The 17,852-nt window shown below is 42.2% G+C and carries 15 protein-coding genes; 9 read left to right on the plus strand and 6 right to left on the minus strand.

The window, feature by feature from the left end; all coding sequences use genetic code 11:
- The first annotated feature begins 110 nt into the window (after nucleotides 1-110).
- Nucleotides 111-1,865 carry an aspartate--tRNA ligase gene (gene aspS, locus WC743_RS18540; protein WP_373014342.1) on the plus strand — a complete coding sequence of 585 codons (1,755 nt, stop codon included), beginning with the start codon at nucleotides 111-113 and terminating at the stop codon, nucleotides 1,863-1,865.
- Nucleotides 1,866-1,885: 20 nt separating this feature from the next.
- Nucleotides 1,886-2,353 carry an FKBP-type peptidyl-prolyl cis-trans isomerase gene (locus WC743_RS18545; protein WP_373014343.1) on the plus strand — a complete coding sequence of 156 codons (468 nt, stop codon included), beginning with the start codon at nucleotides 1,886-1,888 and terminating at the stop codon, nucleotides 2,351-2,353.
- A gap of 63 nt (nucleotides 2,354-2,416) precedes the next feature.
- Here WC743_RS18545 and WC743_RS18550 read toward each other — a convergent pair whose 3' ends face one another.
- The 3 genes from WC743_RS18550 to WC743_RS18560 are packed head-to-tail and all read right to left on the minus strand — an operon-like array spanning nucleotide 2,417 to nucleotide 6,090.
- Entirely contained in the window at nucleotides 2,417-3,100 is a 684-nt protein-coding gene (locus WC743_RS18550; RefSeq protein ID WP_373014345.1) for a LytR/AlgR family response regulator transcription factor, read from the minus strand.
- Complete coding sequence (locus tag WC743_RS18555; RefSeq protein ID WP_373014347.1) at nucleotides 3,101-4,600, minus strand: TlpA family protein disulfide reductase; 1,500 nt, start codon at nucleotides 4,598-4,600, stop codon at nucleotides 3,101-3,103.
- Nucleotides 4,597-6,090 (minus strand): sensor histidine kinase, encoded by a 1,494-nt coding sequence (locus tag WC743_RS18560; RefSeq protein ID WP_373014348.1) that lies wholly within the window; start codon nucleotides 6,088-6,090, stop codon nucleotides 4,597-4,599. The genes WC743_RS18555 and WC743_RS18560 overlap by 4 nt, the downstream gene beginning before the upstream one ends.
- 519 nt (nucleotides 6,091-6,609) lie before the next feature.
- Between WC743_RS18560 and WC743_RS18565 the strand changes: the two genes are divergently transcribed.
- From WC743_RS18565 to WC743_RS18575, 3 genes are all read left to right on the plus strand, one after another.
- Complete coding sequence (locus tag WC743_RS18565) at nucleotides 6,610-7,014, plus strand: VOC family protein (RefSeq protein WP_373014350.1); 405 nt, start codon at nucleotides 6,610-6,612, stop codon at nucleotides 7,012-7,014.
- Between the two features lie 253 nt (nucleotides 7,015-7,267).
- Nucleotides 7,268-8,572, plus strand: coding sequence for an amidohydrolase (locus WC743_RS18570; RefSeq protein WP_373014352.1), 1,305 nt, complete (start codon nucleotides 7,268-7,270; stop codon nucleotides 8,570-8,572).
- Nucleotides 8,573-8,793: 221 nt separating this feature from the next.
- Nucleotides 8,794-9,108, plus strand: coding sequence for a low molecular weight protein tyrosine phosphatase family protein (locus WC743_RS18575; protein ID WP_373014354.1), 315 nt, complete (start codon nucleotides 8,794-8,796; stop codon nucleotides 9,106-9,108).
- Between the two features lie 129 nt (nucleotides 9,109-9,237).
- On the opposite strand, the gene WC743_RS18580 is transcribed toward WC743_RS18575, so the two are convergent.
- Nucleotides 9,238-10,767, minus strand: coding sequence for a serine hydrolase (locus WC743_RS18580; protein ID WP_373014356.1), 1,530 nt, complete (start codon nucleotides 10,765-10,767; stop codon nucleotides 9,238-9,240).
- A gap of 104 nt (nucleotides 10,768-10,871) precedes the next feature.
- Between WC743_RS18580 and WC743_RS18585 the strand changes: the two genes are divergently transcribed.
- On the plus strand, nucleotides 10,872-13,085 hold the full coding sequence (locus WC743_RS18585; RefSeq protein ID WP_373014357.1) for a S9 family peptidase: 2,214 nt from the start codon (nucleotides 10,872-10,874) through the stop codon (nucleotides 13,083-13,085).
- 144 nt (nucleotides 13,086-13,229) lie between these two features.
- On the opposite strand, the gene WC743_RS18590 is transcribed toward WC743_RS18585, so the two are convergent.
- Together WC743_RS18590 and mutY are read right to left on the minus strand one after the other, a co-directional pair.
- On the minus strand, nucleotides 13,230-13,652 hold the full coding sequence (locus WC743_RS18590) for a single-stranded DNA-binding protein (protein ID WP_373014359.1): 423 nt from the start codon (nucleotides 13,650-13,652) through the stop codon (nucleotides 13,230-13,232).
- A 23-nt stretch (nucleotides 13,653-13,675) separates the two neighbouring features.
- On the minus strand, nucleotides 13,676-14,719 hold the full coding sequence (gene mutY, locus WC743_RS18595) for an A/G-specific adenine glycosylase (RefSeq protein WP_373014361.1): 1,044 nt from the start codon (nucleotides 14,717-14,719) through the stop codon (nucleotides 13,676-13,678).
- A gap of 174 nt (nucleotides 14,720-14,893) precedes the next feature.
- Between mutY and WC743_RS18600 the strand changes: the two genes are divergently transcribed.
- The 3 genes from WC743_RS18600 to WC743_RS18610 all read left to right on the plus strand — a co-directional run bounded on the left by WC743_RS18600 (nucleotide 14,894) and on the right by WC743_RS18610 (nucleotide 17,821).
- Nucleotides 14,894-15,196 carry an HU family DNA-binding protein gene (locus tag WC743_RS18600; protein WP_373014363.1) on the plus strand — a complete coding sequence of 101 codons (303 nt, stop codon included), beginning with the start codon at nucleotides 14,894-14,896 and terminating at the stop codon, nucleotides 15,194-15,196.
- 5 nt (nucleotides 15,197-15,201) lie between these two features.
- Nucleotides 15,202-16,050, plus strand: coding sequence for a tetratricopeptide repeat protein (locus WC743_RS18605; RefSeq protein ID WP_373014365.1), 849 nt, complete (start codon nucleotides 15,202-15,204; stop codon nucleotides 16,048-16,050).
- A gap of 220 nt (nucleotides 16,051-16,270) precedes the next feature.
- Nucleotides 16,271-17,821 (plus strand): ribonuclease E/G, encoded by a 1,551-nt coding sequence (locus tag WC743_RS18610; RefSeq protein WP_373014367.1) that lies wholly within the window; start codon nucleotides 16,271-16,273, stop codon nucleotides 17,819-17,821.
- Nucleotides 17,822-17,852: the final 31 nt, after the last annotated feature.

The raw sequence follows: 17,852 nt of genomic DNA on the forward strand, positions 1-17,852 counted from the left end.
GACATTGCTTCGCAATGTCGGGGTCAGTAAACGCACCGCCACCCTTTTACCTTTTACTTTCGCCTTTCGCCTCAAAAATGTACTTTTGCAAACTTTTATAATTAGTAACTATGCTTAGAACTCACACTTGCGGACAATTAAATATCAGCAATTTAGGTGAAACAGTAACACTTTGCGGATGGGTGCAAAAATCGCGCGATCTGGGTGGTACTACCTTTATTGATGTACGGGATCGTTATGGTTTAACACAATTGGTTTTAAATACCGATACCGATGCTAACCTGCGCGAAGCAGGCAGGCAGCTGGGCCGCGAGTTTGTTATTAAGGTTACCGGTACCGTTGTAGAGCGTTCTAACAAGAACACTAAAATACCTACCGGCGAAATTGAAATTATTATTACCGAACTGGAAATTTTAAACTCCAGCAAGATCCCTCCTTTCCTGATTGAGGATGAAACTGACGGCGGCGAGGAACTGCGCGCTAAATACCGCTACCTTGACCTGCGCCGTAACCCAATACGCAGCAACCTGGTTCTGCGCCATAAAATGGCTCAGGAAATACGCAAGTATTTAGATGGACTGGATTTTATAGAAGTAGAAACCCCGGTGCTGATCAAATCGACCCCGGAGGGTGCTCGCGATTTTGTGGTGCCAAGCCGCATGAACCCGGGCGAGTTTTACGCCCTGCCGCAATCGCCGCAAACCTTTAAACAATTACTTATGGTAAGCGGTTTCGACCGTTATTTTCAGATAGTGAAATGTTTTAGGGATGAGGACCTGCGTGCCGACCGCCAACCAGAATTTACACAGATAGACTGCGAAATGTCTTTCATTACCCAGGAAGATATCCTGAATATTTTTGAAGGCTTAACCCGCCACTTGTTTAAAACTGTAAAAGGTTTAGAGCTGGGCGATTTCCCACGCATGCAATATGCGGATGCCATGCGTTTGTATGGTTCTGACAAGCCGGACACCCGTTTTGGGATGCAGTTTGTTGAATTGAATGACGTGGTTAAAGGTAAAGGCTTCAGCATTTTTGATAACGCCGAACTGGTTGTTGGTATAAACGCCAAAGGCTGTGCCAATTACACCCGTAAGCAAATTGATGAGTTAACCGAGTGGATGAAACGCCCGCAAATTGGCGCTACAGGTTTAATTTACTGCCGCCATAATGAAGACGGCACTTTAAAATCATCAGTAGATAAATTTTATAACGAAGAAGAACTGGCTAAATGGTCTGCGGCTTTTGAAACAGAAAAAGGCGATTTGATATTCATATTGGCCGGGCAAACCGATAAAGTACGCAAGCAATTAAACGAGTTGCGTTTAGAAATTGGCGGCCGTTTAGGCCTGCGCGATAAAAATACTTTCGCGCCGCTTTGGGTATTGGATTTCCCGCTGCTGGAGTGGGATGAAGAAACTGAACGTTACCATGCTATGCACCACCCGTTCACCTCGCCTAAACCTGAAGATATTGCCCTGCTGGATACCGATCCTAAAAACGTACGCGCCAATGCATACGATCTGGTAATAAATGGTACTGAAATTGGCGGCGGCTCTATCCGGATCCATGACCGCGCTTTGCAATCTTTAATGTTCAAACATTTAGGGTTCTCGCCGGAAGAAGCACAAAAACAATTTGGCTTTTTAATGGATGCCTTTGAATATGGCGCACCTCCGCATGGTGGTATCGCTTTCGGGTTTGACAGGTTAACCTCTATCTTTGCCGGGCTTGATTCTATCCGTGATGTTATCGCTTTCCCTAAAAACAATTCGGGCCGCGATGTGATGATAGATTCGCCATCTACCATTGCCGATACACAGCTGAACGAATTAAAAATCAAGACAACTGTATCACCTGCTTAAATTTATCCGTTACTACTAACATGAAAAGAAACATACTAATAATATTAAGTTTAGTTTTGATAGCGTTTGCATCATGCAAAAAAGAAGAAAAGTTTGATGCTGTCGCACAAGCCGCCAAAGATGAAACTGCCATACAAGCTTATTTAACCGCTAACCCAAGCATTTCTGCTACTAAAGATGCGAACGGTGTTTATTACCAGGTGCTAACTGAAGGCACGGGTGCCAACCCAACCTCAAGCAGTATTGTAACTGTAAATTACATTGGCAAACTGTTAAACGGCCCTCAGTTTGATGCCGGCACAGGTTTCAGAACTTATTTAACCAGCGTTATAAAAGGCTGGACGTATGGTGTACCGCATGTTAAAGCTGGTGGCCGTATCCTGTTAATCATTCCATCTGCTTTAGCTTATGGTAATCCTGGTCAGGGCTCAATTCCTCCAAACTCAGTACTGGTTTTCACTATTGATCTGCTAAGCATTAACAACTAATTCACATTTTCAAGATAATGAAAAAGCGCCTCGATTCACAAGGCGCTTTTTTTATACCCATATTTACCGGGCGAGCAATGCGGCGTTAAACGCTCCGCCAACCGGCACTGTTTGCTGGCCAATATGCAGCTGGTGCCGCTCGGCCCTGTCAACTTTTAATTTGTTTACTATATAAGAGCGGTGTACCCTAATAAACTGTGCGGGTGGCAGTAATGCCAGCGTATCTGTCATAGTTAATCGTGACAGTATTGTACGCCCATCGGCCAAAATAAAGCTCATATAATTACCCCCGCTTTCCAGGTAAAGAATATCACCATAATTGATCTTTACCTGCTCATAGCCCGATTTAATGAAAATACTGTCTGCCACTATAGGTTTATAGCTCTGCTTTGCCTGCAACAATTCATTTGCTTTATGGCAGGCCTTTAAAAACCGGGTGAAGGCAAAAGGCTTAAGCAGGTAGTCGGCAGCGTTAAGCTCGTAGCTTTGTACGGCGTGCTCGGCATAGGCGGTAGTAAAAATAACCATAGGCTTTTGCTGCAGGCTTTCCATCAGTTCCAGGCCAGATATATCGGGCATTTTTATATCCAGAAACAGCAGGTCAACAGGTTCTTTAGCCAAATATTCTATCGCCTTAAAAGCATCTGTAAAATAGCCAGCAAGCTCCAGGAACGGAACCTTCCCGGCATGTGACCGGATCACCTCCAGGGCTAAAGGTTCATCATCAATGGCTATTGCTCTAATCATTTACAAGTGCTGTTCTATTTGTTTATACAGATCTTTTTTATCGCTTGGGCGTTTGGCATTAGCCTGCACTAATTTACCATCTTTATTAAATATAAAGTAAGTTGGGTAATACTTGGTCTCCCCTCCTTTTGGCAACAGTTCCGCCCAAAATTGCTGTATGTCCTTGTTACTTTTGCGAATGTGCAGGCCGGTCATTCCGTTTACTTTAATAAAATCGCGCCACTGCCCGTCTTTTTCGTCATCGTCCATGTCAAGGTAAACAAAAGCTACATCTTTGCCTTTAAAATATTGTTTTAATTCCGGGTTGTACCTTAGCTCCTCTTTACACGGCCCGCACCAGGTTCCCCAAATATCTAAATAAACAACTTTGCCTTTCAATTTGCTGATGGCCTGGTAAATCGAGCTCATTTTTTCGTAACCCTCTGCAATCTCAATCTCTTTATTATTAAGGTTTTTAGCCAGCACACCCTCCAGCGCATTCATTTTGGCAGATAAATAAGGAATATATTTACTTTGCGGATAAAGCGTTTTCAACTCATCCATCAAAGGCGAGGCCTGCGATAGGTCCTTTGTGCTGCATTTAGTGAAAATATTTTGCGCCAGCCAACCCTCCGCAATGTTCGCGGGATAGTTGTTTTTAACCAATATCCAGTTTATGAATGATTTGCCCTTTAGCTTTGCTACCCGGTTGCCGCTATCAATGGTGATGTTGTAATATTTCAAAAAAGTTGATGGGTCTTTAACTTTCTCGGCAGGCAGGTCTTTGAATGCCATAATTTCATAGTAACCTATATAGCTATCGGCAAAAAAATAGTATTGCTGTCCGGCAGGCAGTACCTCGGGGTTAAGCGGTACATCTTTATAAAAGGTCTCTATAAAACTAAAGATCTGGCTTCTGTCGCCCTTCATATAGGCACGTGCAAAAAAGTTAAGCTGTGTAATATAATTTGCCTTTATCTCCTGTATTATCAGTTTCTTATCATTCACTGATATGCCGGATGACTGTATTAAACTTACGTTATTATCGCGCATAGCGGCCCAGGGTTTTACCACCTGCTGCTGTAATTTGGGCAGACTAAGCTTTTCATAGACGTTGGTTTTGTTATCCTTTGAGAAAAAAGGAATTGCATTTAAGTTCACCTGATATAACAACCTGTTCTCTTCGGCGGCCGTGCCTTTGAAGTTGGTAATGCTGGTATCCGCAGGGTTCAAAGTTATATGAAGGGCCTTGCCGGGTGTAAGCAACAAGGTTGATGTTTTCCCCTTAAAGCTTATGGTAGCAAATTTTTGCTGCGGTATGTTAATCGTTTTATTAAAATTCCCCTGTGCATCAACCGGGATAGCTACATCGTTATCATGGTAATAGCCATAGATAAATGGGATATTCAGGTACAGCGTATCCGCCCTGGTAGTATTATTTATTTTGCCGCTAAACTCAAATTGGGCAAAAATATTGGTTGTTGTGCCGATGATAAGTAAGAGTGTAAAAAGTTTTTTCATGATAGTTGCAGGGTTAAGTGGATAAAAAAATCTGTCGGGTTTTGGCGGATAACCAGTTCGTGCCTGTTAGGATAAAGCAATTTCAGGCGCTGTTTAACATTCTCCAGCCCAATGCCTGATTTTTGTTTTTCCGGGTCGTTCTCCTTTTCGGGGTGTAAGCTATTGTACACATCCAATTGTAAAACATGGTCAGTTAGCTGCAGGCTTATGTTTATCCATGATGGTTGTTTAAAGCTGATGCCATGTTTGTAGGCATTCTCTATAAAAGGTATGAGCAGCATAGGTGCTATGCTCAGCGCATTGTAGTGGTCGGTTATATCTGTTTTTATCTCCATATTTTCTGATAAGGCGATGCGCAGATTTTGCAGGTCGATATAGTTATGCAGGTACTCTATTTCGCGGGTTAAGGGAATAATATCCTGGTTGTTCTCGTGCAGCATAAAGCGCATCATATCGCCCAACTTTTGGATGCCTTCTCCGGTTTTTTCGGCCTGCTCGGTTAAAGCGGTGCCATAAAGCGTGTTTAAAGCATTAAACAAAAAGTGCGGATTAATTTGCGAGCGCAAAAACTGCAGATTAGCGTTTGATGCCCCCAAAGCTGTTTTTAAGGTGGTAAGTTGTTTGTATTTCTCTTCGTTACTCAGGTACACCCACCATGACAGGCCAATAGTTAAAACCGATGGCGACAACCAATAAAAAACAATGTAGCTTAATGCCGACTGATGGTATGAAAACTGCATTAACATAGCTATTTCCAACATTCCCAGCATTACGCCCACCGTTATTAAACCTAACAGGTAAGTACCCGCGGATGGGAAAACACCTTTTTTATAAAGCGGTATAAGCCAGTACAGGTTGATGAAATAAATACCAAAACAAAATGGTAAAGCCACTAAATAAAACGGACCGATACCATTAAAAAAAGCGGACGCGTTTACGGCCATTATCGGCACAAGTAATGCCACCCACGCCGAAAAAGCCAGTATTATTTCCCTTACTATACGCGATGAAAGATTTTGTTTAGCCTGGTACGTTCTGTATTGATAAGCAATAGCTTCCCTTATTAAAACATAAGCACCATATACCAACATAAAAAGAGTTGCCCTGCTAAAGCCGCGACTAAAGAATGTAGTGTTTGCAGCCCATCTGTCCGGGTATTGATTGTATATCCAGCTGCTTTGGTAACTTTGGGCAACCATAAAGCAAAGCCCTGTTACTGTCAATACCACTACAAAAACCATGGTGGCAGTCAGGTATTTTTGTTGCATCCACAGCTTAGGGATCATATAAAAGTTCAGCGCTAAAAAAGCACCATACGTTACCGCAATAACAAATAAACTTGGCAGCAGTTGGTCAAAAATAACGTCGGTTTTAAAATGACTGCGCTCAATTGTATAGCCATAATCACTTAATCCGTAATAGAATTTGGAAAATAGTATCAGTATAAAAAATGCCGTTGCTGCCCAAAACTCAATTTTGCTGTATTTCATATTGTAATAAGATTTATGATACAAGCTTAAGCTAAGCCGGGGCACCTATAAAATAAATGTGATGAAGATGCCTATAAATGTGATGAAAGCCGTTTTTAACTATTATTAATGTGTTGTGCGATTAAAAAGCTAAAGTATATTTAAGATGATTAGCAGTTTATTGTTTTTTAATATTGATGAATTGCAGGAAAATCGCCCTTGTAATCCTTTTTAAGCTTACCAAAGAGATAATCTTTACAATCAATACCGTTAGGTTTCGGCATTAACTTACGCGATTAATTATTTGACAATCAGACGTTTTTGACTCTGGTGGTTAAAAAATAAAAATCCCCATCAGCATTAATAGAAGATTTTTAAACAGATTTGGTAATGTCCAAAAATAGATGGAAATTGCTCGGAAGGTTGTGCATAAATAATATTTAACTGGCTTTAAATACTATTTAATATATTGATTATCAATATATGTACACTTTTTCTTCCATTTTTAAATCACTTATTAATAATACAATACATTTAAACATGAAAAAAGTAACGGGCCTTGGCGGCGTATTTTTTAAATGCGATAATCCGAAAGGTATGAACGAATGGTATGCCAAAAACCTTGGATTGGCTACCAGTGAATACGGAACAACTTTTGAGTGGCGGCAGGCCGATGATCCGTTAAAAAAGGGGTCGACAACATGGTGTGCATTTCCGCAGGACACCAAATATTTCAATCCGTCGGAAAAGCCTTTTATGATCAATTACCGGGTAGAAAACCTCGTTGCACTGGTTGATGAGCTAAAAAAGGACAACGTGACCATTGTTGATGAGATTGCAGAATATGATTATGGCAAATTCGTCCATGTGCTAGATCCGGAAGGAAACATCATTGAGCTTTGGGAACCAAAAGATGAGGTGGATGAAGATAACATGGCAGGGTAAACAATAGTTCACCTATCGAATATCATCCCTTTAAGATTTTGCCTTATACGCTGTTTAATTTCCTTTAATTCGTCGCCCGGGGAGTTATCCCGATGGTGCTTTTGCTGCTTGTAAATATAACTTGACACCCTTTTACGTGACCCGGACTAACACTAAATGCCGCGAAGCCATCCTGCCAGGTAACATATCCCGGTGGGTCTTAATCGCACAACAAGCTATTATTGATTATATTTAGCCAACTAACCCTTACATCATGAAAAAACTTCTCCTTTTCGTATGCTTAATCATTTCCCTATCGACCTTTGCGCAAACCGCGCTAAAAGCAACTGTAAGCAAAAAGGCCGACGCGCTTGAAAAACAAATTATAGCCTGGCGCCGCGATTTCCACGAACACCCTGAACTGGGTAACCGCGAAGTGCGCACATCCGGCATAATTGCAGCTTATTTAAAATCGTTAGGGATTGAAGTAAAAACAGGGGTTGCTACAACCGGTGTTATAGGCGTGTTAAAAGGCGGCAAACCCGGCCCCGTTGTGGCGCTGCGTGCCGATATGGACGGGCTGCCGGTTACCGAACGTGTAAACCTGCCCTTTGCATCAAAAGTAAAAACCACTTATAACGGCCAGGAAGTTGGCGCTATGCATGCCTGCGGTCACGATTCGCACATGGCTATATTAATGGGCGTTGCAGAGATCCTGTCATCAATGAAAGCCGATGTGCATGGCACGGTTAAATTTATATTCCAGCCTGCAGAAGAGGGCGCGCCGGTTGGTGAAAAAGGCGGCGCCGAGCAAATGGTGAAAGAGGGTGTGTTAGAAAACCCTAAAGTTGATGTTATTTTTGGCTTGCACATTAACTCACAAACCGAAGTTGGCAAAATAGTATACAGGCCGGGCGGTACAATGGCCGGTGTGAGCGACCTGCAGATAAGTGTAAAAGGGCGTTCGGCACACGGTGCATATCCATGGAGCAGTATTGACCCGATTGTAGTATCGGCACAAATAATAAGCAGCCTGCAAAGCATTGTAAGCCGAAATGTAAATGTTACCGAAAACCCGGCAGTTGTAACCATTGGCGTTATACAGGGCGGCTCCAGGTTCAATATCATCCCTGAGAGTGTTAAAATGCAGGGTACTATCCGCTATTTTACAGAGGCAGATGAAAAACTGGTTACCGACAATGTTAAACGCATAGCCACCAAAACCGCCGAAGCATACGGTGCTACTGCTGAGGTGATTGTACCTTTCAGCAACCATTACCCGGTAACATTTAATGATGTTGCCCTTACGGCCAAAATGCTGCCAACCCTTGAAGCTACAGCCGGTAAAGAAAATGTGCTGCTTCGCCCGCCGGTTACAGGCGCCGAAGATTTTAGCTTTTTCCAGCAGAAAGTTCCCGGGATCTTCTTCTTTTTAGGGGGGATGCCAAAAGGCGGCAACTCGTTAACCGCGCCATCGCACCACACGCCCGATTTTTATTTGGATGAAAGTGGGTTTACCCTGGGCGTTAAAGCCTTGTGTAATTTAACGCTGGATTATATGAATGGTAAAGGGAAGTAGGAAAAGTGGTGCGGTGATAACACCGACCACAGGCTGAATATAATTTTTGCGAATCCTCAAATCCAAACTATGTCAACCTATCGTTTTTTTCAAGTCTCGCCCCCCCCACTGGTCTAAGTTTAGCATAGCGTAACTTAGACCTAAAATGCTAAAGCTTTCAGCTTCCGAAATGGTTAAGCTGAAAGCTTAACCAAACCCAAATTATAACCAAACACTACCCCTTGTCCAACCTCCTATTCATCTGTAGCAAAAATCAATGGCGCAGTCCAACTGCCGAGTTATTGTTTAAAAATCACGCCATACATAATGCCCGGTCTGCCGGTACAAGTGATAAAGCACGCATTAAAGTAAACCAGCGCACTATAGACTGGGCAGATGTTATTTTTGTAATGGAATATAAACACCGTGATATTATTAAGCAGCAGTTTACCATCGGTAATAAAAAAATTGTTGTTTTAAATATTGAAGATAACTACCAATTTGCCGACCCTGAATTATTAGAAATACTTACGCAAAGCTTAAATAACTATCTATAGCTAACTACCATTAATCACGGTTATAAATCCGAAATCCCCTAACTGGTCGAAGCTTGTAGCTTCGTCCTAAAATAACTAAGCTTTCAGCTTAACACGGAGGACTATAAATCCGAAATCGTACATCCGAAATCAATTCACCTTCTTAAAATCGTAAGGATCAAACTCTACAAAGTTGGCTACTTTAACCCTTACGCCGGTAACCGCGCCGTTTTGTACAAAGAAGGGGAACACCGCCTTGCCGTAGGTTGGATCAGAAAAGGTAACGTAAAAGCGGTTGCCGCCCAGTGCCTGTAAACGGGCAAACATTTTAGGGTGATGCTCAAAGCGCATCTCCAGTTCGTTGCGTTCGCCTTCGGTAATGGTCATGCTGCCGTAAAAGTCGTTCACGTATTTGCCGGTGTATTTGTTGAGTGACAGCGCTGGTTTTGGTAATAAAGCAAGCGTATCACGTTTTCTCTTATCGGCCTGCAGCTCGTTAGTCACGTTAGCTTTGTTAATATTCAGGTAAGCATCGCTGTAATTAAAATATTTCATTTTAAAATACGCATCCATTATTTCCCAGCGTAGGGCTTCGTACAGGCTATTTTGGTCAGTATTGGTAAGTATTACAATGCCCAGGTTCTCTTTAGGCACAAGCGTTACCGATGATAAATAGCCATTTACGCCGCCATCGTGCATTATTAACCGGTGACCGGCATAATCCTGTATAAACCATCCTAAGCCATAAAGCTGATAATTGGTTTCGCCGTTTAAATGCTGTACGCTGCCAACTATATCCTGCGCCTGCCTTGTTGCGTTTATTGCCGCTGCAGGTATTACCTGCCTATTGCCTACTTTGCCATTATTTAGCAAAGCCATTACCCATTTACCCATATCATTTACAGATGAACTGATAGCCCCCGCAGGTGCCAGGCCATCAATATTGCAATACGGTATGGCGGTTAGGCGGCCATCAACAAGGGTATGGGGTACGGTACGGTTTAGTGATTTTGGCATATCGGCACTTAAGGCCAAAGTGTTGCCCATCCCCAGCGGGGCAAAAATATTCTCCTTTAAATAAACCTCCCACGGTTTGCCGGTAACCCGCGGAATGATCTCGCCCGCGGTTAAAAAAGCCGAATTAGTATACCCCCATGTGGTACGGAACGGGTAAGCGGGTTTCATTTGCCCTATTTTGGCAATTACCTCATGCCGGGCTAAATTGGTGTTGTAAAAAGTAAAATCGCCCTGGAAAGTTTTAAACCCTAAACGGTGGCTCAACAAGTCTTTTACTATTGCCTGCTCGCCTGCCAGCTTATTTTCCAGTTTGAACTCAGGGATGTATTTAGTTACCTTTTCATCAAGCGAGATCTTTTTTTCGGCCTGCAGCATGGCTAAGGCGGTGGCGGTAAATGCCTTGGTGTTGCTGCCTATCATAAACAGGGTGTTATCATCAACCTTGTTGAGCAGGCCAAGTTCTTTAATGCCGTATCCCTTCATTAATACTATTTTACCATCTTTTATAATACAAACAGCGGCACCGGGTACCCGCCAGTTGGTAAGCGCCCGGTTTATGTACAAATCCAGGCTGTCTTTTATAAATTTACTCCTGTCGATATTTTGCGCGTTAACGGTTATCAGGGCAAAAAGACTAAAGATAAACAGGGATACTTTTTTCACAGGTAATAACATATTTTTGAAAGCATTAAAACGCTAATTTAACGCAAATTTTATAGCAGCATTATTTATTATTAAATTCGGTTCCCCTAATTAAATCAACATTCATGATTATTAAACATTACCGTTCAGGGTTATTTGCCATCTTGTTTATGCTTGCGCAAAACGTGGTTATGGCCCAAATACCATCAACCCATTGGGCAAAAGATGGTTTTCAGTACTATAAAGTACAAAGTGGCGAAATTGTTGTACTTGATGCACGCGATGCCAATAAAAAAACCATTTTGTTAGGCAAAGAACAGCTAACCCCACAAGGACAAAAGCCTATCCCCGTTGATCGTTTTTATCTGGCGGATAACGGACAGAAAGTTTTGCTGTATACCAATTCTAAAAAAGTATGGCGTTACAAAACCCGCGGCGATTACTGGGTATATGACCTTGCCACTAAAAAATTAGCCAAACTGGGTAACAATCTGCCGGCATCATCATTAATGTTTGCCAAGTTCTCGCCCGATGGCAGCAAAGTGGGTTATGTAAGCGGACATAACATTTATGTAGAAACTTTGGCCGATGGCAGTATTAAACAATTAACTACCGATGGCACCACAAAGCTTATTAATGGCACGTTTGATTGGGTGTATGAAGAAGAATTCTTTTGCCGCGATGGTTTCCGCTGGAGCCCGGATAGCAAGCAGATAGCCTACTGGCAAATTGATGCCGGCAAAACCAAAAACTATTTAATGCTTAACACAACCGATTCCATATACCCATATGTAAAACCGGTTGAGTACCCTGTTGCGGGTGAAGCACCATCGCCCTATAAAATTGGGGTTATCAGCGCAGCGGGCGGCGCTACCAAATGGATGGATATCCCTACAGACCCGGTGCTGCAATCATATGTTCCGCGAATGGAGTGGGCCGCTAATAGTACCGAACTGATCGTTCAGCATATGAATAGGGCGCAAAACCAAACAGATGTGATGATGTGTGAGGTGGCTACCGGGAAATCAAAATCGATATTACAGGAAAAAGATGCTGCGTGGATAGATATTTTACCGGAATGGGAAGAACATTACTACTACGGCGGCTGGGACTGGTTTAAAAAAGGAGCTGATTTTTTATGGGCAAGCGAAAAAGACGGATGGCGCCATTTGTATCGCGTTAGTCGCGATGGGAAGACAGAAAAACTGATCACAAAAGGCAATTATGATGTAATGCAGATAAACGCGGTTGATGAAACATCTGGCTATGTTTATTTTTCGGCTTCGCCGGATAACGCTACGCAGAAATATTTATACCGCACCAAGCTGGATGGCAGCGGCAAGGCCGAGCGCCTTACTCCGGCTAACCAGGCGGGCACCCATGAATATGATGTATCGCCAAACGGAAAAGCGGCCACACATACCTTCTCTAACTACTACACAGCCCGCGTAAATGAAGTGGTTTCGTTACCGGGACATAAAACATTTAATGGCGATGAAAAAGCAGCTAAAGCGCTTACTGAAGCTGCCGGGGCGAAAGCAGAATCAAACGTTGAATTTTTTAAGGTAAAAACCGAAGATGGTGTTGAAATGGACGGCTGGATGGTTAAGCCTGATAACTTTGACCAGACTAAAAAATACCCGGTTGTGCTATACGTATACGGCGAACCCTGGGGCCAGAACGTGAAAGATGAAAATGGCTCAAGCTACAATTTCCTGTACAAAGGCGATATGGCTAAAGATGGCTACATATACATGTCAATTGATAACCGTGGCACCCCGGTACCTAAGGGCCGCGAGTGGCGAAAATCAATTTACAAAGGTATTGGTACGTTAAACATCCGCGATTTGGCAATGGGCACTAAAGAAATGCTAAAAAGGCCATATATGGATACCTCCCGCGTGGCCGTATGGGGATGGAGCGGCGGCGGGTCATCAACCCTAAACCTGATGTTTCAATACCCCGAAATATTTAAAACAGGTATAGCCATTGCCGCAGTAGGCAACCAGTTATCGTATGATAATATTTACCAGGAACGTTACACCGGCGTGCCGGTTGATGAAGCAAGCAGGGCAGCTTTCCTTAAGGGGTCGCCTATTACTTATGCTAAAAATTTAAAAGGCAATTTACTGTACATACATGGTACCGGCGATGATAACGTGCATTACCAAAATGCCGAATTGCTGATAAACGAACTGGTTAAGTATAACAGGCAGTTCCAGCTCATGTCATACCCTAACCGTACGCACAGTATATCTGAAGGGCCGGGCACAAGTACGCACTTAAGCACGTTATATACTAACTATTTAAAAGAACATTGCCCTCCGGGAGCAAGATAGAGGCCTCACCTAAATCCTCTCCAAAGGAGAGGACTTTAAGACCTTTTCCTTCTCTCTCTCCTTTGGAGAGGGCCGGGGTGAGGCACAAAATAAAAGCCCTCCGATGCAAATCGAGAGGGCTTTCTTATTTTTAGTTTACTTTGTTTAAAATGGATGATCATCACCATCGTTGTTACGGTAGCTATCGGTATCGCTCATTTTTAAGGAATGTTTTTGTGAATTATCACTCTCAAAATCGGTTTTTCGGCCCAGCATGGTAAAATTCTCGGCAACCACTTCGGTTGTGTACTTTTTAATACCTTCTTTATCTTCAAATGAACGGGTACGCAGTTTACCTTCAATGTAAACCAATTTACCTTTTTGCAAAAATTTGGCAGCCACATCGGCCAGCCCGCGCCACATAACAATGTTGTGCCATTCGGTTTGTTCAACCTTACGGCCATCCTTATTAAAAGTTTCAGATGTTGCCAACGGAAAACTTGCTACAGCTACGCCGCCTTCTAAATGCCTTACTTCGGGGTCCTTGCCAAGATGGCCAACCAGTATTACTTTATTAATTCCAGACATACTATAAATTAACGGATAATTATTTAAAAATTAAAAAAATTTTGTATAAATATAAAAATACGTTGCGGCATAGCTAAATTTTTCAAATCTGCCATGCTAACATAAAGCCAGTTATCCATTAATTTGTCGGGAAAATCTTTTAAAACCAAAAACTGAATGTACAAATGCTGATGTGTTAACACGTGCTTTATAACAGCAGGTTTGTTTAAAATAGTTATGCTTTCACCAAAAACTTTTGTTTGTGGCAATTTAATCAATGCATCAGGCGCAATCAAGTCTGTGGTTTCAATTAAAGGAAAATCATACATATTTGCCCAAATATCACCTTCACCACGCTTGTTCATCAAAATCTTTTCGCCGTCTGTTATGAACAGGTAGTTTAAATATCGTTTACGTATTTTAACCTTGTTTAGTTTTATTGGCAAGTAAGCAACCAAGTTATTTTTAAACGCCTCACAGCCGGTACGTACAGGGCAAATACCACAAGCCGGGTTTTTAGGCTTGCACAGCATAGCGCCAAACTCCATCATGGCCTGGTTATGCAGGGCGGGCCTGTTATGATCCAATATATCATCTGCTATACCCTGAAAAAGCTTCTTTCCTTTTGGCGAATTTATAGGCTCATCAATGCCAAAAAAACGCGCCAGCACACGGTATACGTTGCCGTCAACAACGGCCCGGGCCTCATTTGCGGCAAAAGAAGAGATGGCCGAGGCCGTATATTCGCCTATTCCTTTTAATTTAAGCAACTGTAAATAACTAACCGGGAATGTGCCATTAAACTCCTCCTGCACCTGCCGGGCCGTCTTGAGCATGTTGCGCCCCCGCGAGTAGTATCCCAGCCCCTGCCATAGCTTTAAAATATCGTCTTCGCTTGCGGCGGCAAAACTGTTAATAGTGGGGTACCGTTCTGCAAAGCGGTTAAAATAAGGCATTCCCTGTTCTACACGGGTTTGCTGCAGTATAATTTCTGATAACCATATGATATAAGCATCGGTGGTATGCCGCCATGGTAAATCGCGTTTATTTTCATTATACCACCCTGTTAATTCCCCTGATAAATTCATCCAACACAAAGTAACATCATATCATCTTTGTATCATAATTTGTGGTAAAAAATGCTCTTTAGGGCTTCATCGAAAAAAAATCTGCTATTTATTTTAAACTTTAATTTTAAAGCGATACTTTTGCAACCCCAAAACAGTTAAGTATTTATACATTTAAATAAAAGAAAACAGGATATGACCAAGGCAGAAATTATAGCTGAAATCTCGTCTAAAACAGGAATAGAAAAAGTTGACGTGCAGGAAACTGTTGAAGCGTTTTTTAAAGTTGTTAAGAGTTCAATGGTTGGCGGCGAAAACGTATACGTAAGAGGTTTCGGCAGCTTTGTAGTTAAAAAGAGAGCTAAGAAAACAGCCCGTAACATTTCAAAAAACACTGCCATTATTATCCCTGAGCATTTTGTACCGAGTTTTAAACCGGCTAAAACCTTTGTTGAAAAGGTTCGTACAGGTAACAAAACTGCACAAGCTACCAAATAATCAGCATGACTAAAAAGCAAATAGCCTTAAGTGTAGTAGTAGTTGCTATTATGGGCTATTTGTACTCTTTGCCGGTTAAAGGTTTAATTAAACCTAAAGAAACCCGCACTAACACAGCGGGCGTAGCATCTGTAACAAAGCAAACTGCCAGCATTACTGTAGCATCAGTATCCGCATTAGCTATGCCATCTTTAGAGACAACTGCTTCACAGCAGATAACAACTTTAGAGAACAAGCTAAAAGCAGCTTCTGATGATGCCGGAAAGCTAACATTGCAAAGGCAATTAGCTGCGCAATGGGATACCGCTAACCAACCGGCACCCGCTGCATTTTACTACCAGGAAATTGCGCACAAAAGTAACGCAATGGCCGATTGGTTAAATGCAGGTAACCGTTTTAACGCGGCTTACAGGGTTACGCAGGATACATTAGCCCAGGGCGCGTTTGTTACCAACGCGGTTGAAGCCTTTGAACATGCAACCAAACTACAGCCTGCCAGCCTTGAAGCTAAAACAGGTTTAGGTGTTGCTTATGTAAACGGCGGTGCAATGCCAATGCAGGGGATAGCTTTACTGCTTGATGTAGTTAAGCAACAACCTAATAACAGAGAGGCTAACCTTAATTTAGGTATGTTCTCGATGAAGAGCGGGCAGTATGAAAAAGCAGTGCAGCGATTTAAAACGCTGATAGCTCAAAAAGAAGAGGTTGAACCTTACTTCTATTTAGCCGAAAGCTATAAACAGCTGGGACAAAAACAGGAAGCGATTGCAGCTTATGAAAAATGCAAAGAATTGATGGGCGATCCGGTTGCCGGGCAGCGCATAGATGAGTATATAAAGGAATTAAAAAAATAAAGTACACTTAAAAAATTATTATCATGCCAAGCGGTAAAAAACGTAAGAGACATAAAATGGCTACCCATAAACGCAAAAAGCGTTTAAGAAAAAACAGACATAAGAAAAAATAAGCTGCAGTAGCAGCTTATTACCCCGATTTATCGGGGTTTTTGTGTGTTTTTTATCCACTTATAACATGCGGCACAATAGTGTGCCGCTTTAAGAAATGGAGTAGCAATTGATAAAGGAATTAATTATCGATTCATCCCCCAACGGGGCTACCATTGCATTATTACAGGACAAACAACTTGTAGAACTCCATAAAGAGCAAATTACCAACAATTATACTGTTGGTGATATTTATTTGGGCCGTATAAAAAAAATTATGCCCAGTTTAAATGCTGCTTTTGTGGATGTTGGTTACGAGAAGGATGCCTTTTTGCATTATCTTGATTTGGGGCCGCAGGTACAAAGCCTGCTTAAGCTTACCAAACAAGTACGTAGCGGGGGATACCAATCAAAGCTTTTAGATAACTTTAAGCTGGATGCTGATATAAATAAAGGAGGAAAGATCTCTGATGTTTTATCAAAAAGCCTGCTTATACCTGTACAAATTGCCAAGGAGCCTATTTCTACAAAAGGCCCGCGTTTAAGTTCTGACCTGTCAATAGCAGGGAGGTATGTTGTACTTGTTCCCTTTTCTGAGGTGATATCCATCTCAAAAAAAATCAAGAGCAATACTGAGCGTAACCGCCTGCGTAAGGTGGTTGAGAGCATTAAGCCCAAACATTTCGGCGTAATTATACGTACCGTATCTGAGGGCAAAGGTGTACCCGAATTACAGAAAGACCTGCTGGACCTTATATCCAAATGGGAAACCTTTGTGACCAAGCTGCACGGAACAGAACCATCTAAAAAGGTACTGGGCGAAATTGGCCGTACATCAACCATCCTCAGGGATATTTTAAACCCCGATTTTCAGCATATTTATGTGAACGAGCAGAGTATGTATGAAGAGGTAAGATCGTACATCCATGAGATCTCGCCTGATCTGGAAGGAATTGTTAGGCTGCACAAACACAAGGAGCCCATTTTTGAGCACCATGGCGTTGATAAGCAAATCAAATCTACTTTTGGCAAAACAGTGAACCTTGCCGGCGGCGCTTATTTGGTTATTGAACATACCGAAGCTTTGCACGTTATTGATGTGAACAGCGGTAATCGTACAGCCAATAAAGAGAATCAGGAAGAGAACGCGTACCAGGTAAACAAAGAAGCGGCCAAAGAAATTGCCCGCCAACTGCGTTTGCGTGATATGGGTGGTATTGTGGTGGTCGATTTTATTGACATGCACAAGCCAACTAACCGTAAGGAGCTTTTTGATTACCTAAAGGCCCAAATGGCAGATGACCGTGCAAAGCATACCATTTTGCCCCCAAGTAAGTTTGGACTGATCCAGATCACACGCCAGCGTGTAAGGCCCGAGATGAATATTATTACCAGCGAGGTTTGCCCTGCTTGTAATGGTACCGGCACTATAAGGCCAACCATTTTGCTTTTAGATGATATTGAAAACAATTTCAACTACATTTTAGAAGAGCAGAATGAAAAAGGAATTTCGCTTGTTGTACACCCGTACATTGAGGCATACATTAAAAAAGGCCTATTTAACCGCCAAATGAAGTGGTTTATAAAATACAGCCAGTGGATAAAAGTGAAAAGCAATCCTGCTTACCAGATCACCGAGTTCCACTTCTTCTCATCAAAAGATGAGGAAATAAAGCTTTAAGATAGTATCGCATTTAAATGCGGATGAAGGG

The sequence above is a fragment of the Mucilaginibacter sp. genome (genome assembly GCF_041660805.1).
Taxonomy (GTDB): domain Bacteria; phylum Bacteroidota; class Bacteroidia; order Sphingobacteriales; family Sphingobacteriaceae; genus Mucilaginibacter.